Consider the following 23,895-nt stretch of genomic DNA (forward strand, 5'->3'; position numbering starts at 1 on the left):
AGCGGCTGAGAACCAGGATAGTCCACCGATGCAATATCCAGCGTTTGCAAGTAACCCGCGTCTGCAACTATTGTGGACGCAAGCTAAGCGCACCTGCAACCGTCTGGAAGGTAGAACCATGCCTCTCGCGCTACTGGCCCTCGCGATCGGGGCCTTCGGAATCGGGACCACAGAGTTCGTGATCATGGGACTGCTCCCTGAGGTCGCGGGTGACTTCGGCGTCTCCATCCCCACAGCCGGTCTCCTCGTGACCGGCTACGCACTCGGCGTCGTACTCGGCGCTCCCCTGATGACGGTGCTCGGCACCCGCATCTCGCGCAAGCGAATGCTGATGCTGCTCATGGGCCTGTTCATCGCGGGCAACCTGCTCTCCGCCGTGGCGCCGGTCTTCGGCGTCATGCTGGCGGGCCGAGTCGTCGCCTCACTCGCCCACGGTGCCTTCTTCGGCATCGGATCGGTCGTCGCGGCCGAACTGGTCGCACCGGAGAAGAAGGCCGGGGCCATCGCCATGATGTTCACGGGCCTGACCGTGGCCAACGTGGTCGGCGTGCCGCTCGGCACGCTCGTCGGGCAGACACTCGGCTGGCGCATCACCTTCGCCATCGTCGCGGGGCTCGGCGTCATCGGCCTGGCCGGTATCGCCAAACTCGTGCCGGACCTGCCCAAGCCCGAGGGCGTACGGCTGCGCCATGAGCTGGCCGCGTTCCGCAACGTGCAGGTGCTGCTGGCCATGGCGATGACGATCCTCGGCTTCGGCGGTGTCTTCGCGGCCGTCACCTACCTCGCGCCGATGATGACGGACGTCGCCGGCTACGCGGACTCCTCCGTGACCTGGCTTCTCGTCCTCTTCGGCCTCGGCATGGTCGCGGGCAACCTGATCGGCGGAAAGTTCGCCGACCGCGCCCTGATGCCGCTGCTCTACATCTCGCTGAGCGCGCTGGCCGTCGTGCTCGCCCTCTTCACCCTCACCGCGCACAACAAGATCGCGGCAGCCGTGACCATCGCACTGATCGGCGCCCTGGGCTTCGCCACCGTGCCTCCGCTGCAGAAGCGGGTGCTCGACCAGGCCTCCGGCGCGCCCACGCTCGCCTCGGCCATGAACATCGGCGCCTTCAACCTCGGCAACGCGCTCTCGGCCTGGCTCGGCGGCCTCGTGATCTCCGCGGGCCTCGGCTACACCGCCCCGAACTGGGTGGGCGCGGTACTTGCGGGCTCCGCGCTCGTCCTGGCCGTCGTATCGGCCACCTTGGAGCGCCGCTCGGCCGCTCCCCGCCTGGTCGTCGCGGGCACGGTCCCCGTCGAGCAGGCGACGCCCGTCCACCACTGACCCCGCCCCCGTACGAACCACCGGCACAAGCACTACCGCACAAGGAGACCCCCATGAGCACCACCACCCCCGCCGTCGCCCCGCTCACCACGCAGGACGCAGAGGCACTCGTCACCGCGGCCCGCCGTGCGGCCGAAGCCGCCGATGTCACGGTCAGCGTCACCGTCCTGGACGCGGGCGGCCACCTGCTGGCCTTCCGGCGCGACGACCGGGCCGTACTGATCTCCGGCGAGACCAGCACCCGCAAGGCGTACACGGCGCTTCAGCTCAACGCCCCGACCGCCGACCTCGTCGACCTGGTCAAGCCCGACGGTCCCTTCCACACCCTGCCCACCGCCCTCGACCGTCCGCTGCTCTTCATCGCGGGCGGTGTCCCGGTCCACCGCGACGGGCGTCTGATCGGTGCCATCGGTGTCGGCGGCGGGGCACCCGAGCAGGACCACGGCTTCGCCACGGCGGCCGTGGAGGCCCTCGCGTAGTACGCCTCCGCGCGAGGGGCAGTACGCCACCACGCGAGGACATGACGAAGGCCCGCCCTCAAGCGCCCGGAATCATCCGGAGCTTGAGGGCGGGCCTCTGTGCGCGGTCAGCCGGCCGCGACCGTCAGCGGTGCGAAACGACGGGTCCAGTCGCCGGGTAGCTCGGGGACGCCGTACGTCATCACGGCGTTGAAGGCGACGGGCGCGAGGCCGCGTTCCTTCACCCAGGCGAGCAGCTCTTCATGGCGTACGTCGATGTCGGTGCGCAGCGGCCGGTCCGAGCCCGCGGCGAGCGAGGCGATCAGGGCTTGTGCCGTCTCCGTGTCCCGGGCGATCAGAGGGCCGATGACATGGGTCTCCATGTTCGGCCAGGCACCCGCGTAGCCGGTGATCGTGCCGTCAGCCTCCGCGACCCTCAGCTGGTCGACGAAGGCAGGAAGCCGGGTGAGTACGTGCGTGCGGTCGAGGCCGAAGACCTCGGTGTCGAGACGGACGAGGGCGGGCAGGTCCTCCGCGGTCGCAGGCCGGGTGGCGACATCCGGCAGTGGGCCTCCGGGGATGAACGTGCCGCGGACCATCTCGGCGCGACCGGTGGTCTTGAATCCGAGCTGCTCGTACAGAGGGCGGCCGTTGGGCGTCGCGTGGAGGGTGAGCGGGGTGGTGCCCGCACCCTCGACGACGTACCGCATCAGTCGGCGCCCGAGGCCCTTGCGGGCGTGGCGCTCGGCGACGAGAACCATGCCGATCGCTCCGAGGCCGGGGCGCTCCTGAGGTCCGTATTGGGTCACTACGCAGGCGGCGATGAGGCCGTCGCCGTCCGGGTCGTCGATGCCGTAGCCCGTTCCGGCCGAGAGCAGTAGCCCCCATTTGTGGTCCTCGCGTGGCCAGCCACGATCCTGAGACAGGTCGGCGCAGGCGGTGAGGTCACGGAGGGTCAGCCGGCGGATGGGCAGTGCGGAGAGGGAAGGTGTCGACACTCGGGTCAGGCTGTCTGACGCATGTCCTCGGCGTCCACCGGTTTGTGGGCAGAAGCACGTGGATTTTGGCCACGTCGCTTCCGGCCACGGCGGGTCAGGCCCCAGGGCTTGAGTACCGAGATGACTGTCATGAAGAGGTACGCGCTCAGGGAGACGATGGGGCCGGCGATCAGGCCGGTCGGGTCCGCCATCGGATGGCCCGCGGACACGGTGGCCACGGTGTCGTTGATGCCCGGACGCAGCGCGAAGGCCGACGCGGCGGTGGTGGCCAGGGTCAGCCAGAATTTCGTATAGACCCAGCGGTGCTTGGCGAGCCCCCAAGGAGTTCCGAGGGACAGCAGTAGACCGCTCAGCAGCGTGAGCAGGGCGAGCGGGAGCACCAGCCAGTCCGCGAAGAGCTTCATGGACCGGGCGGCGGCTTCGATGGTCGAAGCGGAGTCCGTGGTGATGGCCGCGAGGGCGAGCGCGAGCAGGCCGAGCGTGAGCCCGAGCCAGCCCGCGGCGGCGGTGACATGGACGACGAGGGTGGCCCGGCGAGCGGGGCGGCTTAGTTTCACGTGAAACACGGTGCCGGGAGCGGCGGCCGAAGGCGTCTGACAGCGGGAGTAGCCGTGGGTACTAGCCTCGGCGTACATGGCACGCCTTCACCTCTTCGATCTGGACGGAACGCTGCTGCACGGCACGGCAGCCCCCGTGGAGATCTCGCGACAGCTCGGCCTCGAAGCAGAGATCGCCGAGCTGGAACGGGACTTCGTGGCGGGGCGGATCGACTCGCCCCAGTACGCGGTGCGTGTGCACGCTCTGTGGAAGGACCTCACGGACGTACAGGTCACAGCAGCTTTCGAGGGGGCTCCGTGGCTGAGGGGGATCAGGGAGACCTGGGCCGAGATCCGGCAGGTCGGGGACTACTGCGCGGTGATCTCGCTGTCGCCGTCGTTCTTCGTGGAGCGGCTGCTCGGCTGGGGCGCGCATGCCGCGCACGGGTCGCGTTTCCCCTCCGTGCCGTTCACGGAGCCCGTGAACCCGACGGGCATCCTCAACGCGGCGGACAAGGTGAAGATCGCGCAACGGATCTGTGAAGAGTTCGGGGTCGCGCGGTCCGATTGCGTCGCTTATGGCGACTCGCTCTCGGACCTGGATCTGTTCGGGGCCGTTCCTGTTTCGGTCGCCGTCAATGCGGATCAGCGGCTGGTTGGGCTCGCCACCCACTCTTATGTCGGGCGGGATCTGCGGAAGGCGTATGAATTGGTGCGCGGCGCCGGGTAATTGGGTCAATTGACAGGCGTCGGGCGCTGAATTCCTGGTGAAGCACGGCAGGACTTGTGTGCCGGACGGCTGCCGGTATGGTCGAGTCCGGTTTGGGCCGGGTGCATCTCAGCGCACCCCTGGGGGCACGGGCGGAGGTTGACGGAGCCTAACGGGGCGAAGAGATCGAAGACCTGAACTTTCCGTTATGCGACCGGCGTGACGGTGGGGGATGGGACGCTGCGGGGAGATGACTGCGGGCAATGTCACATTTGCCACCTACTTGTCCGTAGGGTCCGGTAATTCGAGGTTCAATGTGGCCACATTGGCTACCGAGGCGGAGCGAGGAAAGTAAGCGGCTTCCTTCAGGGAAGTGCACGGACCGACTGAGAGATGTTCGAGGCGAGGCACAGCATGGACGCTCCGACCACCACGTCGACGGGCAACGGCACTTCCGGCGACAGCGGCGGTGGAGGCGGCTGGTTCACTCCACGCAAGGCGCCGAAGCCGTCGGAGGGCGGCGAGGCGGCACGGCCCGAAGGCGGTGAGCCCGAGACGGCCGAGGGGCGCCGGGTGTCCGCCATACGTCCACTGGGCAGGTCCGGCGCGGCCGCACCCACGTCCGCTCAGGAACACCCCGAGCCGGAACCCGATGACGCGGCCGAGGAGCGAATACCGGCCGCCCGGGGGGCAGCAGACGCCCGGGCGGCAGCAGAACCCGCGCCCGCTCCGAACGCTGCGCAGAGCGCCACTCAGGCCCTCACAACACATCCCGAGCCGCGCTCCGAGCGCGTACCGGAACCACGGCAGCAGTTCACTCAGGGGCATCCGGTCCCGCAGAGTCAGCCCGAACCGCAACAGCAGTCCGGCCTCCAGAGGCAGCCTGTCCCGCAGCCGCAGCCGCAGCCGCAGCCGCAGCCGCAGCCGCAGCCGCAGGAGCAGACGCGGCCCGAGCCGAAGTTCTCCCCCAACGGCTCCCCCGACGCGGTCCGCGTCCAGCGCACGATGGCTGAAATAGCCCCCGTCGCCGACAAGGTGACCTCGTACTTCTACGCGCTGCTCTTCACCCGGCACCCCGATCTGCGCCCCCTGTTCCCCGCTTCGATGGACACCCAGCGTGACCGGCTGCTCAAGGCGCTGCTGACCGCGGCCGAACACATCGACCACGCCGACGTCCTCACCGCGTATCTGAAGAACCTCGGTCGCGGACACCGCAAGTACGGCACCCGGCCCGAGCACTATCCGGCCGTCGGCGAGTGCCTGATCGGCTCGCTCAGCCGGTACGCGAGCGCGGTCTGGGACGAGGAGACCGAGGCCGCCTGGGTCCGGACGTACACGACGATCTCCCAGATCATGATCGACGCGGCTGCCGCGGATGAACTGCGCGCGCCCGCCTGGTGGTTGGCCGAGGTCGTCTCGCACGATCTCAGGACGCCTGACATCGCTGTCGTCACGGTCCGCCCCGACCAGCCGTATCCCTTCCTGGCAGGCCAGTACACGAGCCTGGAGACGCCGTGGTGGCCGCGGATCTGGCGGCACTACTCCTTCGCGTCGGCACCGCGCTCCGACGGGCTGCTGTCATTCCACGTGAAGGCCGTCCCGGCGGGCTGGGTCTCCAACGCCCTGGTGCACCACGCACGGCCGGGAGACGTCCTGCGCCTTGGCGCGCCCGCCGGTTCGATGACCGTCGACCACACCACCGACAGCGGCTTGCTCTGCCTGGGCGGCGGCACCGGCATCGCCCCCATCAAGGCGCTCGTCGAGGACGTCGCCGAGCACGGCGAACGGCGCCCGGTCGAGGTCTTCTACGGTGCCCGCACCGACCACGACCTGTACGACATCGACACCATGCTGCGCCTCCAGCAGACCCACCCGTGGCTCTCGGTCCGCCCGGTCGTCGACGATCACGCCCAATTCCCGCACGCCGTGCGTGAGTACGGCCCCTGGAACGAGTACGACGCCTACCTCTCGGGCCCGCCCGGCATGATCCGCAGCGGCGTGGACGCACTGCGGGACGTCGGCATCCCGGCCGGCCGGATCCGCCACGACTCCGTGGAAGAACTGGTGACGGCGTCCGACTGAGACGCCGACCAGGAGAGCAGGACAGCCCAGGAGAGCGGGTCAGCCCAGGAGGGCAGGTCAGCCCAGATCAGGGGCGTGCATCGCGCGAACGCCCTCGATGTTGCCGTCCAGATAGTGCCGCAGCGACAGCGGTACGAGATGGACCGAGGCGATCCCGACCCGGGTGAAGGGAACGTGGACGATCTCGTACTCGCCGCAGGGCTCCTCCATCTCGGGGCCGTGTCGCAGTGAGAGGTCCATGGACTCCAGGCGGCAGACGAAGAAGTGCTGCACTTTGACGCCGGTCGCACTGGCGTCCTCGCCGATGTGCTCGATGGTGTCCACGAAGCACGGCACCACATCGGAGATCTTGGCGCCGAGCTCCTCGTGCACCTCTCTATGGAGCGCTTCGACGACGGTCGCGTCCTCCGGCTCCACGCCGCCGCCAGGGGTGAGCCAGTAGGGATCGACGCCGGGTTTGGTTCGCTTGATCAGGACCAGGTCGTCGCCGTCGAGCAAAACGGCGCGTGCGGTGCGCTTGACCACGGGTCGAACGGTCATGGGAGGAATGTGGCCCGGACTGTTCCACGTGAAACATCGTGAACCAGCCGGAGTCCTGCTCAAGCCCAGTCGACGGCAGCGCGCAGCAGCCACTCGTGCGCCCGCGCTATGTGCGGCATCGCGAGTGTGCCGGTGCGTACGGCCAGGAAATATGTGCGCAGCGGGGGCACCGCCGGGTCGAGCAGGGCCACGACCTCGCCACTCTTCAGCGCGGGCGCACACAGATAGCGCGGCAGCACGGCGAGCCCCGCCCCGGCGGAGACGCAGGCGAGCACCGCACGCAGGTCCGGCACAATGACGGCGCCCGATGCGGCCGGACGGGTGTCGAAGACGGCGGCCCAGTAGCGGGCGACCAGCGGCAGCGACTCGTGCACCTCCACCACCGGCAGGTTCTCCAGCGCGGCAGCGCCTTTGCGGCGAAGCCTGCTGAGGCCGACGCTGTCGGCCCAGCGCGGGCCCGCGACCAGGACGTGCTCCTCGTCGCAGAGAGGTGTCGCGGTGAGCAGGGTGCCGCGCGGTCGGGCCGTGGTGATGGCCAGGTCGTGGTGCCCGGCGGAGAGCCCTTCGAGGACCTCCTCCGCGTTGCCGAACGAGGCACGCAGCGCGAAACCCTGTCCGTCCTGCCCGGTCAGCGTGGTGAGAGCGGGTAATGCGCGGGCCGCGGTGAACTCCGGAGGCCCCGCGAGGTGGAGAGTGCGTACCGACGAGTCCTCTTCCAGCCCTGTCTCGGCGATCTCCACGAGGGCGTCGAGATGAGGCGCGGCCTTGTGGGCGAGCTCGTCCCCGATGGTCGTGGGGGTCACGCCGCGCGCCTGGCGCAGGAACAGGGGGCGTCCCAACTGCCGCTCGAGGGTGCGTATCTGCGAGGTCACGGCGGGCTGCGACAGGCCGAGCAGGGCGGCCGCGCGGGTGAAGGAGCCGGCCCGGTGCACGGTCACGAACGTGCGGAGCAGGGCCAGGTCCACGGCGATGCCCTCCCCTCTCGGCCCTCGGGCCGCGCCCAACTATAAATATGTCGATAGGTCTCTGTCGCTACTGTGATTGGACACTGACACAGAGTCAACTAGCCTTGTGCGCGCGGTTCTTCGCGCGCAGAACCGGAACGGTCCGAGCCACGAGGGGGGAGGCTCGGACCGTTCGTTGTACGTAGGTCCGCTACTAGCGGGTACTAGCCGGAAGCGTCCGCACGCCCGCACGCCCCAGGGCCGTCAGTGCGCTGACTCATCCAGCGCGCGCAGCACGTCGGCGACCAGGTCTTCGGTGTCCTCGGACCCGGCGGAGAGGCGGATGAAACCCTCCGCGACGGCGTCACCGCCCCAGCGGCCACGCCGCTCAGCGGTGGAACGCACGCCGCCGAAACTCGTCGCGTCGTCCACCAGGCGCAGCGCGTCGAGGAAGCTGTCGGCGCGCGCGCGTGAGGGCAGCGTGAAGGAGACCACGCACCCGAAGCGCCGCATCTGCTGCGAGGCGATCTTGTACGAGGGGTCGTCCGGAAGGCCGGGATAGCGGAGGCCGGTCACCTCGGCGCGGTCGCCCAGCGCCTGGGCCACGGCCAGGGCGTTGGCGTTCTGGCGCTCGGCGCGCAGCTGGAGCGTGGCGAGCGAGCGGTGCGCGAGCCAGGCCTCCATCGGCCCCGGGATGGCTCCGACGATCTTGCGCCAGCGCCGCACGGACGCGGTCAGCTCCGCGTCGCGGCAGGCGACGTACCCGAGGAGGATGTCGCCGTGGCCGGTGAGCATCTTGGTGCCGCTGGCCACGGAGAAGTCCGCGCCGAGTTCGAGGGGGCGCTGGCCGAGCGGCGTGGCCAGGGTGTTGTCGACCGCCACCAGGGCTCCACGCGCGTGTGCCGCGTCGGCGAGGCGCCGTACGTCGCACACGTCGAGACCCGGGTTCGACGGCGTCTCGATCCACAGCAGCTTGGCGCCGTCCAGGACGTCGAGCTGGGCGTCGCCGCCGGTCGGGGCGGTGCGCACCTCGATGCCGTACGCGGTGAGCTGCTCCCTGACCAGGGGCAGCGCCTGATAGCCGTCGTCCGGCAGGACCACCGCGTCACCGGCGCGCAGCTGCGAGAAGAGCACCGCCGAGATGGCGGCCATCCCGGAGGCGAAGACCAGGGTCTCGACATCGGCACTGCCCTCGCCTGAGCCCTCCCCCGGCGCGTCCCCGCCCGGCGCCTCCCCGCCCGGCGCCTCGAGCTCGCCGATGGCCTGCTCGAGAAGCGTCCAGGTCGGGTTGTCGTCCCGTCCGTAGGTGTACGGCCCGGTGGGATCGCCCGGCAGGTGGAAGTGCGCGGCGAACACCGGGCCGGGAAGGGTCGGCTCGTGTTTCACCGGTTCGGGGAGGCCGGCCCGCACCGCTCTCGTGCCGTCGCCGAGCCCGGTGCCTGTTGTCGCTCCGGTGCCTGCTCCCGCTCCGGTACCTGCGGCTATCGCTGCGGAGTCCGTCATGCCGCCCGCCCTTCCCTTGCTTCTCGTACTGCGTCGAGCAGACCGTCGCTCGCCGCCTCCACCATTCTCAGGCACATCTCGAACCCGTCGTCGTCCCCGTAGTACGGGTCGGGGACGTCCAGGTCGCCCAGGCCCACGGCCACGGGGTCGTACGAGCGCAGCAGCCGCACCTTGTCCGCGTCGGCGGGCGTGGGCGCGAGGCGTCGCAGGGTCCGCAGATGGCCGGAGTCCAGGGCGATCACCAGGTCGAGCCGCGGGAACCAGGAGACCTGGAAACGGCGGGCGATGTGATCGCTCTCATAGCCGGCCGCCGTCAGGACGGAGACGGTGCGCGGATCGGCTCCGTCCCCCTCGTGCCAGCCGTCGGTGCCCGCGCTGTCCACCCGGACGAGCCCGCCGAGCCCGTCCTCGTCGACCCGCGCGCGGAAGACGGACTCGGCCATGGGGGACCGGCAGATGTTGCCGGTGCAGACGAAGCACACGGAGAAGGCCATGGGGCGGGCTCAGTCCTTGTCGTCGGGCAGGACGACGTTCATCGCCCAGGACACGATCGAGATGATCAGGCCGCCCAGTACGGCGGTCCAGAACCCATCGACGTGGAAACTCACGTCGAACTTGTCGGCGAGCCACGAGGTGAGCAGCAGCATCAGGGCATTGACCACGAGCGTGATCAGGCCCAGGGTCAGGATGAACAACGGGAAGGTGAGCACCTTCACGATCGGCTTGACCAGGAAGTTCACCAGGCCGAAGAGCAGCGCGACGACGATCAGCGTGATCGTCTTCTTGCCCGTGCTGTCGCCGGTCAGGGTGATCTTGTCGAGGAGCCACACGGCGACGGCCAGGGCCGCCGCGTTGGCGATCGTCTTGACTACGAAATTCTTCATGGTCTGATCGTTGCAGACGGACGGCCAGAGCGGTCGGTTCGCTAGTCGGGGCAAGGGGCGTACGAGGACGATGAAGGCATTCCGGCTTGATGAACTGGAGACGGAGCGCGCCGCGAACGACGGTGCGTATCTGCAGTTTCTGCGCGAGCGGAACATGTCGGTCGGGCTGTACGCGCTCGATGCCGGGGAGTCCGATCCGCAGCAGCCTCACCAGCAGGACGAGGTGTACATGATCGTCAGCGGCCGGGCGTCGATCACGGTCGGCATGGAGACCACCCAGGTCGCGCGCGGCAGTGTGGTGTACGTGCCGGCCGGGGTCGCCCACAAGTTCCACCACATCAGCGAGGACCTGCGGGTGCTTGTCGTCTTCTCGCCGCCAGAGGGCTGATACGCCGGAGGGCTGACTTCTCGGGGCTGCGACCTCGGGGTTCCCTAGGGGGAGGATCAGGGGAGGGCAAGGGATGCGAGGCCCCCGTTGGGCCCTTCGCCGCCCTAGCATCGAATGCAAGAAGCAGGACAGACGCAGAGAACAGATGCAGAGAGAGGTAAGGACGATGGCAGCGCAGGAGATCTTCTCGGGATTGCCGTGGTGGGTGAAGTGGATCGCGGTGCCGGTCATCGCCCTGGTCGTGTTCGGCGGTCTGATAGCGACCGTTGTGGGATTCGTGGTCGGTCTGTTGTTCAAGGCACTGCTTTTCGTGGCCCTGGTGGGTGGACTCATCTACGTCGTACGGAAGTTCATATCCGGCTCGGCCTCTTCGCGTTGGTGACTTCTCGCAACAGTTCGCTCGGGTGGGGGAAGTTTCCTGGTGCGGCGCCTTAGGCCGGTGGCCACCGGTTAGAGTCCGAAAACCGACGCGGGGCGAGCCCCGCGCGCGGGCGCTCTGCGCTCCCACTCGTGTATCCCCGGCACGGGCGGAACCCCCAAGCGCTTCGGGAGTGAACCTTGGCCACGGTTGACACCACACCCGCCGACATCTCGTCCAACGACCCTCCGTACGAAGCGTCGCCGACCATCACGGCGTCAACTGCTCCCGCGCCCACTCTCATTGGCTCGGTGCAGCGGGCGATGCGGTTGCTGGAAGCGGCCTCCGCGCATCAGGAGGGGGCGCCGGCCAAGCAGTTGGCCCGGGAGGCCGGGCTCGCGCTGCCCACGGCGTATCACCTGCTGCGCACGCTGACGCACGAGGGATATCTGTCCCGGGACAAGGGCGTGTTCGTGCTCGGCGAGGCGGCCGAGCGGCTGAGTGCGAGCGGGGCGCAGCAGAATCGTCGCGGCATGATCGGTGAGGCCCTGGAGCACTGGCGCGACGCCATCGGCGTACCGGTGTATTTCGCCGTGTACCGCGAGGGTGAGATCGAGGTCCTGGCCGTCGCGGACACGCCCGGGAATCCGGCTGTCGAGGAGTGGGCCGACTTTCGCGAGACGGGACACGCCCATGCGATCGGGCAGTGTCTGCTCGCCCAACTCGACGACGAACAACGCCAGGACCACATCTCCCGATATCCGGTGCAGTCGCTCACTCGGTACTCGGTCCGTGACGACCGGAGTCTCCTGCGCCGACTGGACGGAATGGCCCGGATGAAGCCGGTGATCGAGCGCCAGGAGTACGCGCTGGGAACGGTCTGCGCCGCGATTCCGATCACAGCGGGTAACACTGCGGCGACGATGGCGATTTCCGTTCCGGCCTATCAAGCGGATCGGCTGCTGCCCGCAGCCCAGCGTTTGCAGCAAGAGATCGGGAGGCTACTAGGGACACTTGCTTTCTCTATCAGCATCTGAAAACTCACTCCTTGTGATCTGATGTGCACGTTAAGCAAGATGCCATGAGTGTCAGGGAGTTGGTTCCTGGCCAGTCGAGCTTTAGCGACGGGGTAGGCGGGCGATGCGAGAGTCGGTCCAGGCAGAGGTCATGATGAGCTTCCTCGTTTCGGAGGAGCTGTCGTTTCGCATCCCGGTGGAGCTGCGTTACGAGACCGGCGATCCCTACGCCGTCCGGCTGACCTTCCACCTCCCCGGCGACGCCCCCGTGACCTGGGCCTTCGGGCGGGAGTTGCTGGTCGACGGGGTGGGTGAGGCGTGCGGCGAAGGTGATGTGCACATCGAGCCCACCGATCCCGAGCTGCTCGACGAGGTGCTCATCAGGCTTCAGGTCGGTGCGGACCAGGCGCTGTTCCGGGTGGGCATCCCGCCGCTGCTCGCCTTCCTGGACCGTACGGACAAGCTGGTGCCGCTGGGGCAGGAGCGGGCACTCGCCGACTTCGAGACGCACCTGGACGAAGCTCTTGACCGGATCCTCGCCGAGGAGCAGAGCGCGGGTTGACCTCGCGGAACCGATGAGCGAATCCACGCGGCATTTTGGTGCATTTCGCGGCATCGGCGGTGCGGCGTAACGGCGGCGCAGCGTAACGGCGGCGCGGGATATCGGCGGCTCGAGGCATCGGCGGCTCAGGCCTTGCGGCGTCGGCCCTTTCCGCCGCGGGTCTGCTTGGCGGCCGGGGTGGCACCGCTTCCCGGTCGGCCCGCGTCGCCCGGGTGCGCCGTGCTCCCGGCCCCCGCCCCGCCCGCAGAGGTCGAACGGTCGGCCGAGACCACCAGGGCCGCGAGTGCGGTCGTCACCGGTACCGAGGCGACCAGGCCGATCGAGCCGACCAGGGTGCGCACGATCTCCTCGGCCACCAGTTCGCTGTTGGCCACCGTGCCCACGCTGCTCTGCGCGATCGAGAAGAGCAGCAGCAGGGGCAGCGCGGCGCCCGCGTAGGCCAGGACCAGGGTGTTGACGACCGAGGCGATGTGATCGCGGCCGATGCGGATGGCCGCGCCGTACAGACCGCGCCAGCCCATCGTGGGGTTGGCCTGGTGCAGTTCCCAGACCGCGGACGTCTGCGTCACCGTCACGTCGTCGAGCACGCCGAGCGAGCCGATGATGACGCCGGCGAGGAGCAGACCGCTCATGTCGATGGACGGGTACAGGCCGTGGATCAGGCCGGTGTTGTCGTCCGTGTTGCCGCTCAGCGACGCCCAGCCGATGAAGAGCGAGCCGAGGAGCCCGATGAGGAGCAGAGAGATCAGCGTGCCGAGGACCGCCACCGACGTACGTGCCGTGAGGCCGTGGCACAGGTAGAGCGCGATCAGCATGATGGCGCTGGCCCCGATCACCGCCACGACCAGCGGATTCGAGCCCTGCAGGATCGCGGGCAGGATGAAGAACGTCAGGACCAGGAAGCTCAACGCCAGGGCGATGAGGGCCATGAGGCCGCGCAGCCGTCCCACCACGACGACGGCGAGCGCGAAGATCCCGGCGAGCAGCGCCATGGGGAACTTCCGGTTCACATCGGTGACCGAGTACTGCAACGCCTCGGGGGCCGTGGGCTCATAGGCGACCACCACCTTCTGGTCCTGGCGCAACTGCCGCGGTGAATCGGGCTGGACGATCTCGGTGAAGGTGCGGCCCTTGTCCTTGCCGCTGGTCACCTCGATCGTCGCCTTCTTGCAGACGCCCTTCGCGCGGGACTCCGCAGACTGCCCCTCGGCCGTGGAGGTGTCGCCGTTGGGCGGGGTCTGCGAGGCGTTCACGTCCTTGCAGGGGAGCTCCTGGAGCTTCGACACCTCGCCCGACTGGGTCTGCCGGTCGAAGCCGACTCCGGTGCGCTCATGGGCCGGCGCACCACCGGGCCAGAACACCGCGAGCCCCACGACGACCGCCGTGGCGAAAGGAATCAGCACGGCGGCGATGACCTTGCGCAGATGCTTGGAGACGGGCGCGGCCGGACCGTGGCTGTGGGAGTGGCCGTGCGGGTCCGGCGGCACGTTCGGGGCGGGCGGCTGGGACGGCGGCTCAGTGGTGGTCACTGCCCGATCATCGCAAGAACGGAGAGGGCCCTCTGTTCAGCGCGCCCGACAGGGCGCTAGCGTGGAGGCACCTTTGCAATCGCGGGAGCTCGGAGCACCGGGCTGAGAGGGCGCTGACCTCCGTACGAAGCGGCACAAAAAGTGCACGAGCCGTACGGAATTCGCTGCGTCGACCGCCGAACCTGTTACCGGGTAATGCCGGCGTAGGGAGTAGGTCTCATGACCACATCGGACGCACGCACGCCTGCCTCGACGCAGAACCAGAGCGACGAGGCCGGGAAGTCCATCGGCTGGCACAAGGCGTATGTCGAGGGCTCGCGCCCCGACCTGCGGGTGCCGGTCCGCCAGGTGCACCTCACCAACGGCAAGGCCGTGACCCTGTACGACACTTCGGGGCCGTACACCGACGAGTCCATCGACACCGACGTCCGCAGGGGTCTCGCGCCGCTGCGCGAGAACTGGATCATCGCCCGCGGCGACACCGAGGAGTACACGGGCCGCCCGCCACGTCCCGAGGACGACGGCATCAAGCACACCTCGCCGCGCGGAGGCCTGAAGAACCTCGACGCGGTCTTCCCCGGCCGCCCCCGCCAGCCGCGCCGGGGCCGCGAAGGACAGGCGGTGACGCAGCTCGCGTACGCCCGCCGGGGCGAGATCACGCCCGAGATGGAGTTCATCGGGATCCGCGAGAACCTCGACCCCGAGGTCGTGCGGGCGGAGGTCGCCGCGGGCCGCGCGGTCATCCCCGCCAACGTCAACCACCCGGAGATCGAGCCGATGATCATCGGCAAGAGGTTCCTGGTGAAGGTCAACGCCAACATCGGCAACTCCGCGGTCACCTCCTCCATCGAGGAGGAGGTGGACAAGATGACCTGGGCGACCAAGTGGGGCGCCGACACGGTCATGGACCTGTCCACCGGGCGCAACATCCACACCACCCGCGAGTGGGTCCTGCGCAACTCCCCCGTCCCCATCGGCACCGTGCCGCTCTACCAGGCCCTGGAGAAGGTAGACGGCCAGGCCGAGGCGCTGACCTGGGAGATCTACAAGGACACGGTCATCGAGCAGGCCGAGCAGGGCGTGGACTACATGACGGTGCACGCGGGCGTGCGCCTTCCGTACGTCCCGCTGACCGCCAACCGCAAGACCGGCATCGTCTCGCGCGGCGGCTCGATCATGGCGGCCTGGTGCCTCGCGCACCACAAGGAGAGCTTCCTCTACGAGAACTTCGAGGAGCTCTGCGAGATCCTCGCCTCGTACGACGTGACGTACTCGCTCGGCGACGGTCTGCGCCCCGGCTCGATCGCGGACGCCAACGACGAGGCGCAGTTCGCCGAGTTGCGCACGCTAGGGGAACTCAACACGATCGCCAAGCGCCACAACGTACAGACCATGATCGAGGGCCCGGGGCACGTCCCGATGCACAAGATCAAGGAGAACATCGACCTTCAGCAGGAGATCTGCGAGGAGGCGCCGTTCTACACGCTCGGCCCGCTGACCACCGACATCGCACCCGCGTACGACCACATCACCTCCGGCATCGGTGCCGCGATGATCGGCTGGTGGGGCACGGCGATGCTCTGCTACGTCACGCCCAAGGAGCACCTGGGCCTGCCCAACCGCGACGACGTGAAGACCGGCGTGATCACGTACAAGATCGCGGCCCACGCGGCGGACCTCGCCAAGGGGCACCCGGGCGCGCAGGACTGGGACGACGCGCTCTCGGACGCGCGTTTCGAGTTCCGCTGGGAGGACCAGTTCAACCTGGCCCTCGACCCGGTCACGGCACGGGAGTTCCACGACGAGACGCTGCCCGCGGAGCCCGCGAAGACGGCCCACTTCTGCTCGATGTGCGGGCCGAAGTTCTGCAGCATGAAGATCTCGCACGACATCCGGCGTGAGCACGGCGGCACGCGGGACGAGATCGAGCAGGGCATGGAGCAGAAGTCCAAGGAGTTCGCGGCAGCCGGAAACCGCGTGTATCTGCCGATCGCCGACTGAGCAGGCTGAGCAGCGGTACAGCGGTACAGCGGTACAGCGGTACAGCAGTACACGCCGTGCTTCGGGCGGACGTCACGTCCGCCCGAAGCAGAGGCGTGCACTACTCCGGCTTGTGTTCGGGCCCGCCGAAGTCCGGGCTCGAGAAGTCCGGGCTCGAGAAGCTCGGGCGGGATCCCGTCGCCGAGCCGCCGCTCGGGCTGCTGAACCCCGGCCTGTGGTAGCCGAGGTGGGGCATGCGGCCGCCCGGCTCCGTCGCCGGTGTACGAGCCACGTGCGCCGTCCCCGGATCCGCCAGGGCCTCCCGCAGGAACGGCAGGAGGCCGTGCTCCAGGAGTGCCTCGCCCCAGGCTTCCCTGGCGCGGGCCACCGCCTCGTTCTGTTCGCCGTACGAACCGGCCTGGAGCGAGGTGGAGCCGTTGCGCAGGGCCGTCAGGAGCAGGCCGACCGCGGCGACCAGGATGCCCCCTGCGGTGAGCGCGCCGAACAGCCATCCCGCGGTGAGCAGGGTGTCCGCGAAGGCGGGCTCGGGGTTGAGCATCTTCAGGATGTAGCCGACGAGCAGGAAGATCGCGGCGGCCGCCCCGGCGAGGACCGGTGCGAGCACCGCGACGACGGCGATGGCCCCCGCCCCTGAAGCCTGGGCGGTGACCTCCCCCATCGTGGTGGCGAGGCCGAGGCCGCCGGATCCGGCTTCCGCCGGACCCTCGGGGCTCCGCTCACGGATCGATGGTGCGGCAGATCCGCTTTCGCGCAGTTCTTCGCGGACCTTCACATAGTGCGTGTACTCGGTCGTGGCGGCGGCAGTGATCAGCGCGGTGGCGTTCAGCGCCATCGTGCGCAGTTGTTCGGGATTGAGCCGCTGGCCCACTGCGGCGAGATCAGGACGGTTCGGTGCGGTGCGCAGCGCCTCATCGAGGATTCGCTCGTACTCGGGGCGGTCCTCATTGAGCAGTTGTGGAGCGCTGTTCATGTGCATCCCCCGATGCTCCGTAGGGCTTGGGGCTCGCATGGCTACGAGCCGTCGGGCAGAAACGGAGGGGAGCCTGCTACGGATAAGCCGATGGTAGAGCCGTGACGGCACGCGGTGACAGGGGGTTTCCAGAAATTGACCCGTCGGCCCACGTGATCGTGTAGGGGTGCACCTGCCCTGTGAACGCTCAGTTATCCAAGGGAAGTTGGCAGACCAGCAGTTTTCCGGCCATGGTCACGCCGCCGTCCATGGCGATGGCCAGTCCGCCTGCGTAGATGTGCGGTCCCTCGATGACGGGTCCGCCGCCGTCCGAGTCATCTTCGGAGCCGACATCGCCGAGCAGATACGGGATGGGGCTGTGGCCATGGACGACGCGGTGGCCGCCGTACATGTCGAGGAGCTCACGTACGGCTGAGGGGCCCGACTCGTCGCGGAAGGCGAAGCGCTTGGTGAACTTCCGGAAGAGGTCCCAGCACTCGTCGGCGTCGTTGCGTGTGAGGGTCTCGCGGACCGTGTCGTTCACGGCTTCGATCGAGTCGCCGTAATCCAGATAGGCGGTCGTGTCGGAGTGCATCAGGAGATGCCCGTCCTCCGCCTCGATCGCGTCGAGGCGGGCCATCCACTGCAGATGGTGGTCCTCGAGGCGCTCCATGTCGGTCTTCTGGCCGCCGTTGAGGAGCCAGGCGGCCTGGAAGGTGGCCGTGCCCGCGCCCGAGTTGACCGGGGTGTCGCCGAAGCGCTTCGCGCCGAGCAGGAGCAGCTCGTGGTTGCCCATCAGGGCCTTGCAGTAGCCGCCCGCGGCCGCCGCCTGCGCGGACAGGCGCATCACGAGGTCGATGACGCCGATGCCGTCCGGGCCGCGGTCGGTGAAGTCGCCGAGGAACCACAGGCGCGCGTTGCCCGCGGCCCATTCGCCGTCGGCGTCGATGAGGCCCTGCGCGTGGAGCGCCGCGAGCAGCTCGTCCAGATAGCCGTGCACATCGCCCACGACGAACAGCGGACCGTGTTCGTCGGTCGGCGCCTGCGGAGGCTCGGGCATGGCCTGCACCTCCACTTTCACTTGCACGGTGTCGCCGCGATTGATGATCGGCAGGTCGCGCTGGGTGGGGGTGTAGCCCTCGTCCGGCGCTCCGGTGACCTCCACCGGGGCGCCCGGAACCACCGCACCCGCCGGACCGCCCTGGACAGGACCGCCCTGGACAGGACCGCCCTGGCCGGGACTGCCCGGGACAGGACCACCGTGGGCGGTCCCGCCCTGGACCGGCCCGGTCTCATGGACGTACGCCGGAACGCGGAAGTCGCGCAACGTCGCCGTCCGCACATCGGGTCCCTGACCGGCCCCCTGAGTCATCGACCCCTCCACCACCATTGCGCCGCATCTGCACCGAGATCGGACTGCCTGGTCGCAGCGGCCCGCGGTGTCGTCCGCCCATCATAGGAATGCGGCTCGCGCTGTGTGGTGCACCAGGGGTGGTGAATCAGTGCTGAACCCCAGTTCACCGAGGTTTTCTCCCGAATTGGGTAGGGGTTTCCCCCCAGTCCACGACCGGGCAGTGCCGGGCAGTGCCCGGTTGACGGGGGTTCTCCCCGCGGAGCGGCCCGCTCAACCCGGTTCGGGTGAGCGGGGTGGGCTGACCGTCGTACGCGGTGGACGTCGCTCGGACGAGGTGCGCACGATCAGCTCCGTCGGTATCACCTGCTCGACGGGCCGGCCCGAATCCAGACCTTCGATGGCGTCGATGAGCAACTGGACGACGGCCGTGCCGATGCGCCGCGGTTTGAGGGAGAGCGTGGTGATGGGCGGTTCGGTGGTGGCGTAGACGGTGGACTCGCTGCAGCAGACGAGCAGCAGGTCGTCAGGGACGCGCAGGCCGTACCGGCGGGCGGCCGCGAGGAGATCGGTGCCGTTCGGGTCGAAGAGGCCGTAGACGGCGTCGGGCCGGTCGGGTCTGGCGAGCAGCCGGTCGGCCGCTACCGCGCCGGCACACGGGTCGTGGGCCGGGTAGGACTCGTAGACCGGGTCTTGGCCGACGCGCTCGCACCAGCGTAGATAGGCGGTCGTGGACAGGTGGGTGTACGTGTCTGTGGTGGTCCCTGTGAGAAGCCCGATGCGGCGGGCTCCGGCCGCCGCGAGGTGTTCGAGGATCTCGAGGACCGCCGCTTCGTGATCGTTGTCGACCCAGGCGGTGACCGGCAGCGACCTGGCGGGACGGCCGTCGGACACCACGGGAAGGCCTTGGCGCACGAGTTCGCTGACGACGGGATCGTGGTCGGACGGATCGACGACGACGGTGCCGTCGAGCGCGACGTTCGACCACACGTCGACCGGGCTGCGCCGGGAGGTGGCGGGCAGGATGACAAGGGCGTAGCCGCGGGCCAGCGCGGCCGAGGTCGCGGCTCTGGCCATCTCCGCGAAGTACGCGAATTCGGTGAAGGTGAAAGGTTCATCCCCGTACGTCGTCACGGTCAGGCCGATGAGGCCCGACTTGCCGGTACGGAGCGTTCGGGCCGCCGCGGAAGGGCGATAGCCCAGCCGTTCGGCGACCTCGCGGACGTGGCGTCGGGTGGCGTCCGGGAGCCGCCCCTTGCCGTTAAGCGCGTCGGAGACAGTCGTGATGGAGACACCGGCGGCGGCGGCGACGTCTCTGATGCCCGCTCGGCTCTGCCGGTTGCCCCGGCGGGCGGTCTCCGCTCGGCTGACCTGATGGTTCCCTGCTGCTGTCATGGCGAGCCGATAGTAGGGCTCATGGGGGTGGGTAGTGCGGACGCATATTCACTCGTTGACAGGCACGTTTCTGCATGGCGAAAACGGGACAACGACCTTGGATTGCAAGGGAGTTGGGGGGGCCTGAAGTGGGCGGTCCCATGCTGTCGTGCACAGGTCGGCCGAATGGGTGAGGTCTCGAAGAGGTCTCAACTCACCTTCACGGGTGATGCGCGCCACGGAGTGAGCCACCGGCGCGTACGGCAACGGGGAGCGCTCCCCCCTCTTTGCGCGCCTGTCGGAGCGAATATCTCCGACCCATTCGCAGCAGAGCTGAATCCTCATAAGGTGTGGAGTATTGAAGTCAGGTAGTTCAGACGTTCAAGTGTCCAAGCGTCCAGACGTCTGAGCGTTCAGGTGTGTCAAGAGGAGGACTGCGGTGAGCGAGACAAGCCCGAGGCTGCGTGCCGAGCTGGAGGGTGTCCCCACCTACAAGCCGGGGAAGCCTGCCGCGTCCGATGGCCCGGTGGCCTACAAACTGTCCTCGAACGAGAACCCCTACCCGCCTCTGCCGGGCGTCATGGAGAGCGCGCTCGCCGCCGCGGGTACGTTCAACCGCTACCCGGACATGGCGTGCACCGGCCTGATGAGCGAGATCGCCGACCGTTTCGGGGTGCCGGTCTCGCATGTGGCGACCGGCACCGGTTCCGTCGGCGTCGCGCAGCAGCTCCTTCAGGCCACGTCGGGCCCGGGTGACGAGGTCATCTACGCCTGGCGGTCCTTCGAGGCGTACCCGATCATCACGCAGGTGAGCGGTGCCACATCGGTGAAGGTGCCGCTGACGTCGGAGGACGTCCACGACCTGGACGCGATGGCCGACGCCATCACCGAGCGGACGCGGCTGATCTTCGTCTGCAACCCGAACAACCCGACCGGCACGGTGGTGCGCAGGGCGGAGCTGGAACGATTCCTCGACCGCGTGCCGAGCGATGTCCTTGTGGTCCTCGACGAGGCCTACCGCGAGTTCATCCGCGACACCGAGGTGCCCGACGGTGTCGAGCTCTACCGCGACCGCCCGAATGTCGCCGTGCTGCGTACGTTCTCCAAGGCGTACGGCCTCGCGGGTCTGCGCGTCGGCTTCGCGATCGCCCATGAGCCGGTGGCCGCCGCGCTGCGCAAGACGGCGGTGCCGTTCGGCGTGAGCCAGCTCGCGCAGGACGCGGCGGTGGCCTCGCTGCGGGCAGAGGACGAGCTGATGGGCCGCGTCGGCTCGCTGGTCGCCGAGCGCACGCGGGTGGTCGAGACGCTGCGCGGGCAGGGCTGGACGGTGCCCGAGACGCAGGCGAACTTCGTGTGGCTGCGGCTCGGGGAGCGTACGGCCGACTTCGCGGCGGCGTGCGAGAAGGCCGGCGTGGTCGTGCGGCCGTTCGCGGGCGAGGGGATGCGGGCCACGATCGGGGAGACCGAGGCCAACGACATCTTCCTGCAGGCGGCGGAGGCGTTCCGCAAGGAGCTGTAGCGCTGTTGTGCCGTAGCGCCGTAGCGCCGTAGCGCCGTAGCGCCGTAGCGCCGTAGTGCTGTTGCGCTGTGGAGAAGGGGGCCGGGGACGCTGTCCTTGGCCCCCTTCGCTGTGCCCGTGTGAGGTTCCCGGCAGTAAGGGGGACCCCCTGTCCATGCTCGGAACCGGTACGACATAATGCTTGTGAATGTGAACGCGTTCACAAGCGTGTCCCGGTTCCTCCGAAGATCAGTGGGATTAAAGGGGCAAACTGCCGCTGTGACCACGGCCGTAAGGAGAATTCGACGTGGACCTGGCTCTAGCGCCCGAGACACTGGCGCGATGGCAGTTCGGCATCACCACCGTCTACCACTTCCTGTTCGTTCCACTGACGATCTCGCTGGCCGCCCTCACGGCGATCCTGGAGACCGCCTGGGTGCGCACGGGCAAGGAGCACTACCTCAGGGCGACCAAGTTCTGGGGAAAGCTGTTCTTGATCAACATCGCGATGGGCGTCGTCACCGGCATCGTCCAGGAGTTCCAGTTCGGCATGAACTGGTCCGACTACTCGCGCTTCGTCGGTGACATCTTCGGGGCGCCGCTCGCCTTCGAGGCGCTCATCGCGTTCTTCTTCGAGTCGACCTTCATCGGCCTGTGGATCTTCGGCTGGGACAAGCTCCCGAAGAAGCTGCACTGCGCCACGATCTGGATCGTCTCCGTCGGGACCATCGCCTCGGCGTACTTCATCATCGCCGCCAACGCCTTTATGCAGCACCCGGTCGGCTACAAGATCGTGGAGCGGGACGGCACCAAGCGCGCGGAGCTCACCGACTTCTCGAAGGTGCTCTTCCAAGAGACGACGATCGTCAACTTCGCCCACGTCATCTCGGCGGCCGTCCTGGTCGGCGGCGCCTTCATGACCGGCATCGCGATCTTCCACCTTCGTAAGAAGCAGCACATCCGCACCATGCGGATGTCGCTGCGGCTCGGCCTGGTCACCGCGTTCGTCGGCACCCTGCTCACCGTGGTCAGCGCCGACACCCTCGGCAAGGTCATGTACGAGCAGCAGCCGATGAAGATGTCTGCCGCCGAGGCCCTGTGGGATTCGGAGAAGCCGGCGCCGTTCTCGCTCTTCGCGTACGGCGATGTGTCCAAGGGGCACAACGACGTGGCCATCGAGATCCCCGGGATACTGTCCTTCCTCGCCAAGAACAACTTCAGCGCCGAGATCCCCGGCATCAACGACCTGAACAAGGAAGCGCAGGAGAAGTACGGGCCCGGCGACTACCGGCCCAACATCCCCACCGCCTACTGGTCCTACCGCTGGATGATCGGCTTCGGCGGGGTCTCCATGATCCTGTGCACCGCCGGGCTCTACCTCACGCGGAAGAAGTTCTGGCTGGCGCCGGAGCACCGCACGGGCGAGGACGACGTGCCGAAGCTCATGCTCACCAAGAACAAGGAGCTGACGCCGAAGCTCGGCAACTGGTGGTGGCGGCTCTCCCAGTGGACGCTGATCTTCCCCCTCATCGGCACCGCCTGGGGCTGGATCTTCACCGAGACCGGGCGTCAGCCCTGGGTGGTCTACGGCGTCCTGAAGACCAGAGACGGGGTCTCGCCGGGAGTTTCGCAGGGTGAGGTCATCACCTCGCTGATCGTGTTCACCGCGATCTACGCCATCCTCGCCGTGATCGAGGTGAAGCTGCTGCTCAAGTACATCAAGCAGGGCCCGCCCGAGCTCACCGAGGCCGACCTCAACCCGCCCACCAAGATCGGCGGTCCGGGAGCAGGCTCGGGCTCGGACAGTGACGAAGACGCCGACCGGCCCATGGCCTTCTCGTACTGAGGGAGTTGATCGACATGGAACTTCACGACGTCTGGTTCGTGCTGATCGCCGTTTTGTGGATCGGCTACTTCTTCCTGGAGGGCTTCGACTTCGGGATCGGTGTCCTCACCAAGCTGCTCGCCCGTGACCGGACCGAGAAGCGGGTCCTCATCAACACCATTGGTCCGGTGTGGGACGGCAACGAGGTGTGGCTGCTCACGGCGGGCGGTGCGACCTTCGCCGCCTTCCCCGAGTGGTACGCGACGCTCTTCTCCGGCTTCTATCTGCCGCTCCTGATCATCTTGCTCTGCCTGATCGTGCGCGGTGTCGCCTTCGAGTACCGGGCCAAGCGGCCGGAGGAGAAGTGGCAGCGCAACTGGGAGCAGGCCATCTTCTGGACCTCGCTGATCCCGGCGGTGATGTGGGGCGTGGCCTTCGCCAACATCACGCGCGGCGTGAAGATCGACGCGCACAAGGAGTACGTGGGCAACTTCTGGGACCTGCTCAACCCGTACTCGATCCTGGGTGGCCTGGTCACCCTGACGCTGTTCACCTTCCACGGCGCGGTGTTCGCCTCGCTCAAGACGGTGGGCGACATCCGGATGCGGGCTCGGAAGCTGGCGCTGAGGCTCGGTCTGGTGACCGCCGTCCTGGCGCTCGGGTTCCTGATCTGGACGCAGGCGGACAACGGCGACGGCAAGAGCCTGGTCGCGATGGTCGTGGCCGTGGTCGCCCTTGTCGGTGCGATCGGGGCGATCAAGGCGGGGCGCGAGGGCTGGTCGTTCGCGCTCTCGGGCATCACGATCGCGGCTGCCGTCGCGATGCTCTTCCTGACGCTCTTCCCGAACGTCATGCCGTCGTCGCTGAACGAGGAGTGGAACCTCACGGTCACCAACGCCTCGTCGAGTCCCTACACCCTGAAGATCATGACCTGGTGCGCGGGCATCGCGACGCCTATCGTGCTGCTCTATCAGTCGTGGACCTACTGGGTGTTCCGCAAGCGGATCGGGACGCAGCACATCGCGGATGCGGCGCACTGAGTTCCCGGCTGTGCTCTGAGGCG

At 68.3% G+C, this 23,895-nt stretch carries 23 protein-coding genes; 12 read left to right on the plus strand and 11 right to left on the minus strand.

All coding sequences use genetic code 11. The features are described 5' to 3' along the window. The first annotated feature begins 118 nt into the window (after positions 1-118). A complete protein-coding gene (locus ACWFRJ_RS35135; RefSeq protein WP_453540391.1) occupies positions 119-1,327 on the plus strand; it encodes an MFS transporter in 1,209 nt (402 codons plus the stop codon). A gap of 53 nt (positions 1,328-1,380) precedes the next feature. Then, positions 1,381-1,806, plus strand: a complete 426-nt coding sequence (locus ACWFRJ_RS35140; protein ID WP_453540394.1) for a GlcG/HbpS family heme-binding protein — start codon at positions 1,381-1,383, stop codon at positions 1,804-1,806. 107 nt (positions 1,807-1,913) lie between these two features. Here the strand turns inward: ACWFRJ_RS35140 and ACWFRJ_RS35145 are convergent, their stop codons facing one another. After that, positions 1,914-2,783, minus strand: coding sequence for a GNAT family N-acetyltransferase (locus ACWFRJ_RS35145; RefSeq protein WP_453540397.1), 870 nt, complete (start codon positions 2,781-2,783; stop codon positions 1,914-1,916). A gap of 5 nt (positions 2,784-2,788) precedes the next feature. Next, positions 2,789-3,340: a DUF2269 domain-containing protein gene (locus tag ACWFRJ_RS35150; RefSeq protein WP_453540400.1), complete on the minus strand. Its 552-nt coding sequence runs from the start codon at positions 3,338-3,340 to the stop codon at positions 2,789-2,791. Positions 3,341-3,416: 76 nt separating this feature from the next. Between ACWFRJ_RS35150 and ACWFRJ_RS35155 the strand changes: the two genes are divergently transcribed. Both ACWFRJ_RS35155 and ACWFRJ_RS35160 read left to right on the plus strand, forming a co-directional pair. Continuing rightward, complete coding sequence (locus tag ACWFRJ_RS35155; protein WP_453540403.1) at positions 3,417-4,049, plus strand: HAD family hydrolase; 633 nt, start codon at positions 3,417-3,419, stop codon at positions 4,047-4,049. A gap of 393 nt (positions 4,050-4,442) precedes the next feature. Beyond that, complete coding sequence (locus tag ACWFRJ_RS35160; RefSeq protein WP_453540406.1) at positions 4,443-6,110, plus strand: globin domain-containing protein; 1,668 nt, start codon at positions 4,443-4,445, stop codon at positions 6,108-6,110. Positions 6,111-6,167: 57 nt separating this feature from the next. Here the strand turns inward: ACWFRJ_RS35160 and ACWFRJ_RS35165 are convergent, their stop codons facing one another. From ACWFRJ_RS35165 to ACWFRJ_RS35185, 5 genes are all read right to left on the minus strand, one after another. After that, positions 6,168-6,650: an NUDIX domain-containing protein gene (locus ACWFRJ_RS35165; RefSeq protein WP_453540409.1), complete on the minus strand. Its 483-nt coding sequence runs from the start codon at positions 6,648-6,650 to the stop codon at positions 6,168-6,170. 59 nt (positions 6,651-6,709) lie between these two features. Continuing rightward, positions 6,710-7,615: a LysR family transcriptional regulator gene (locus tag ACWFRJ_RS35170; protein WP_453540412.1), complete on the minus strand. Its 906-nt coding sequence runs from the start codon at positions 7,613-7,615 to the stop codon at positions 6,710-6,712. Between the two features lie 243 nt (positions 7,616-7,858). Next, a complete protein-coding gene (locus ACWFRJ_RS35175) occupies positions 7,859-9,097 on the minus strand; it encodes a cystathionine gamma-lyase (protein WP_453540415.1) in 1,239 nt (412 codons plus the stop codon). Beyond that, positions 9,094-9,591 (minus strand): low molecular weight protein-tyrosine-phosphatase, encoded by a 498-nt coding sequence (locus ACWFRJ_RS35180; protein ID WP_453540418.1) that lies wholly within the window; start codon positions 9,589-9,591, stop codon positions 9,094-9,096. Before ACWFRJ_RS35180 ends, ACWFRJ_RS35175 begins: the two co-directional genes overlap by 4 nt. Before the next feature lie 9 nt (positions 9,592-9,600). After that, entirely contained in the window at positions 9,601-9,981 is a 381-nt protein-coding gene (locus ACWFRJ_RS35185; RefSeq protein ID WP_383272488.1) for a phage holin family protein, read from the minus strand. 70 nt (positions 9,982-10,051) lie between these two features. Between ACWFRJ_RS35185 and ACWFRJ_RS35190 the strand changes: the two genes are divergently transcribed. The 4 genes from ACWFRJ_RS35190 (at position 10,052) to ACWFRJ_RS35205 (ending at position 12,305) form a co-directional block, all read left to right on the plus strand. Next, on the plus strand, positions 10,052-10,369 hold the full coding sequence (locus ACWFRJ_RS35190) for a cupin domain-containing protein (RefSeq protein ID WP_160506069.1): 318 nt from the start codon (positions 10,052-10,054) through the stop codon (positions 10,367-10,369). 166 nt (positions 10,370-10,535) lie between these two features. Continuing rightward, a complete protein-coding gene (locus tag ACWFRJ_RS35195) occupies positions 10,536-10,751 on the plus strand; it encodes a DUF5326 family protein (protein ID WP_453540422.1) in 216 nt (71 codons plus the stop codon). A gap of 287 nt (positions 10,752-11,038) precedes the next feature. Continuing rightward, positions 11,039-11,764: an IclR family transcriptional regulator gene (locus ACWFRJ_RS35200; RefSeq protein ID WP_453540895.1), complete on the plus strand. Its 726-nt coding sequence runs from the start codon at positions 11,039-11,041 to the stop codon at positions 11,762-11,764. A gap of 103 nt (positions 11,765-11,867) precedes the next feature. Continuing rightward, a complete protein-coding gene (locus tag ACWFRJ_RS35205; protein ID WP_453540425.1) occupies positions 11,868-12,305 on the plus strand; it encodes an SsgA family sporulation/cell division regulator in 438 nt (145 codons plus the stop codon). A 125-nt stretch (positions 12,306-12,430) separates the two neighbouring features. Here the strand turns inward: ACWFRJ_RS35205 and ACWFRJ_RS35210 are convergent, their stop codons facing one another. Next, positions 12,431-13,834 (minus strand): YibE/F family protein, encoded by a 1,404-nt coding sequence (locus ACWFRJ_RS35210; RefSeq protein WP_453540428.1) that lies wholly within the window; start codon positions 13,832-13,834, stop codon positions 12,431-12,433. Between the two features lie 219 nt (positions 13,835-14,053). On the opposite strand from ACWFRJ_RS35210, the gene thiC reads away from it, so the two are divergent. After that, complete coding sequence (thiC, locus tag ACWFRJ_RS35215; RefSeq protein ID WP_453540431.1) at positions 14,054-15,835, plus strand: phosphomethylpyrimidine synthase ThiC; 1,782 nt, start codon at positions 14,054-14,056, stop codon at positions 15,833-15,835. 100 nt (positions 15,836-15,935) lie between these two features. Here the strand turns inward: thiC and ACWFRJ_RS35220 are convergent, their stop codons facing one another. The 3 genes from ACWFRJ_RS35220 to ACWFRJ_RS35230 all read right to left on the minus strand — a co-directional run bounded on the left by ACWFRJ_RS35220 (position 15,936) and on the right by ACWFRJ_RS35230 (position 19,530). Continuing rightward, entirely contained in the window at positions 15,936-16,811 is an 876-nt protein-coding gene (locus ACWFRJ_RS35220; protein ID WP_453540434.1) for a hypothetical protein, read from the minus strand. Between the two features lie 181 nt (positions 16,812-16,992). Further along, a complete protein-coding gene (locus tag ACWFRJ_RS35225) occupies positions 16,993-18,171 on the minus strand; it encodes a metallophosphoesterase (protein WP_453540898.1) in 1,179 nt (392 codons plus the stop codon). Positions 18,172-18,408: 237 nt separating this feature from the next. Then, positions 18,409-19,530: a LacI family DNA-binding transcriptional regulator gene (locus ACWFRJ_RS35230; protein ID WP_453540436.1), complete on the minus strand. Its 1,122-nt coding sequence runs from the start codon at positions 19,528-19,530 to the stop codon at positions 18,409-18,411. Between the two features lie 418 nt (positions 19,531-19,948). On the opposite strand from ACWFRJ_RS35230, the gene hisC reads away from it, so the two are divergent. From hisC to cydB, 3 genes are all read left to right on the plus strand, one after another. Further along, complete coding sequence (hisC, locus tag ACWFRJ_RS35235; protein ID WP_453540439.1) at positions 19,949-21,028, plus strand: histidinol-phosphate transaminase; 1,080 nt, start codon at positions 19,949-19,951, stop codon at positions 21,026-21,028. A gap of 286 nt (positions 21,029-21,314) precedes the next feature. Beyond that, positions 21,315-22,853, plus strand: coding sequence for a cytochrome ubiquinol oxidase subunit I (locus ACWFRJ_RS35240; protein ID WP_453540442.1), 1,539 nt, complete (start codon positions 21,315-21,317; stop codon positions 22,851-22,853). A gap of 14 nt (positions 22,854-22,867) precedes the next feature. After that, on the plus strand, positions 22,868-23,872 hold the full coding sequence (gene cydB, locus ACWFRJ_RS35245; protein ID WP_453540445.1) for a cytochrome d ubiquinol oxidase subunit II: 1,005 nt from the start codon (positions 22,868-22,870) through the stop codon (positions 23,870-23,872). The last annotated feature ends 23 nt before the right edge of the window (positions 23,873-23,895 follow it).

The organism is Streptomyces sp. NPDC055239, assembly GCF_053606205.1.

Excerpts from the sequence above, each read along its gene's own strand:
- ACWFRJ_RS35135 (WP_453540391.1), top strand. The coding sequence starts at position 119 with ATGCCTCTCGCGCTACTGGCCCTCGCGATCGGGGCCTTCGGAATCGGG.
- ACWFRJ_RS35185 (WP_383272488.1), bottom strand. The coding sequence starts at position 9,981 with ATGAAGAATTTCGTAGTCAAGACGATCGCCAACGCGGCGGCCCTGGCC.
- ACWFRJ_RS35195 (WP_453540422.1), top strand. The coding sequence starts at position 10,536 with ATGGCAGCGCAGGAGATCTTCTCGGGATTGCCGTGGTGGGTGAAGTGG.
- ACWFRJ_RS35205 (WP_453540425.1), top strand. The coding sequence starts at position 11,868 with ATGCGAGAGTCGGTCCAGGCAGAGGTCATGATGAGCTTCCTCGTTTCG.
- ACWFRJ_RS35180 (WP_453540418.1), bottom strand. The coding sequence starts at position 9,591 with ATGGCCTTCTCCGTGTGCTTCGTCTGCACCGGCAACATCTGCCGGTCC.
- thiC (WP_453540431.1), top strand. The coding sequence starts at position 14,054 with ATGACCACATCGGACGCACGCACGCCTGCCTCGACGCAGAACCAGAGC.
- ACWFRJ_RS35140 (WP_453540394.1), top strand. The coding sequence starts at position 1,381 with ATGAGCACCACCACCCCCGCCGTCGCCCCGCTCACCACGCAGGACGCA.
- ACWFRJ_RS35160 (WP_453540406.1), top strand. The coding sequence starts at position 4,443 with ATGGACGCTCCGACCACCACGTCGACGGGCAACGGCACTTCCGGCGAC.
- cydB (WP_453540445.1), top strand. The coding sequence starts at position 22,868 with ATGGAACTTCACGACGTCTGGTTCGTGCTGATCGCCGTTTTGTGGATC.
- ACWFRJ_RS35175 (WP_453540415.1), bottom strand. The coding sequence starts at position 9,097 with ATGACGGACTCCGCAGCGATAGCCGCAGGTACCGGAGCGGGAGCAGGC.
- ACWFRJ_RS35155 (WP_453540403.1), top strand. The coding sequence starts at position 3,417 with ATGGCACGCCTTCACCTCTTCGATCTGGACGGAACGCTGCTGCACGGC.
- ACWFRJ_RS35230 (WP_453540436.1), bottom strand. The coding sequence starts at position 19,530 with ATGACAGCAGCAGGGAACCATCAGGTCAGCCGAGCGGAGACCGCCCGC.
- ACWFRJ_RS35190 (WP_160506069.1), top strand. The coding sequence starts at position 10,052 with ATGAAGGCATTCCGGCTTGATGAACTGGAGACGGAGCGCGCCGCGAAC.
- ACWFRJ_RS35220 (WP_453540434.1), bottom strand. The coding sequence starts at position 16,811 with ATGCACATGAACAGCGCTCCACAACTGCTCAATGAGGACCGCCCCGAG.
- ACWFRJ_RS35165 (WP_453540409.1), bottom strand. The coding sequence starts at position 6,650 with ATGACCGTTCGACCCGTGGTCAAGCGCACCGCACGCGCCGTTTTGCTC.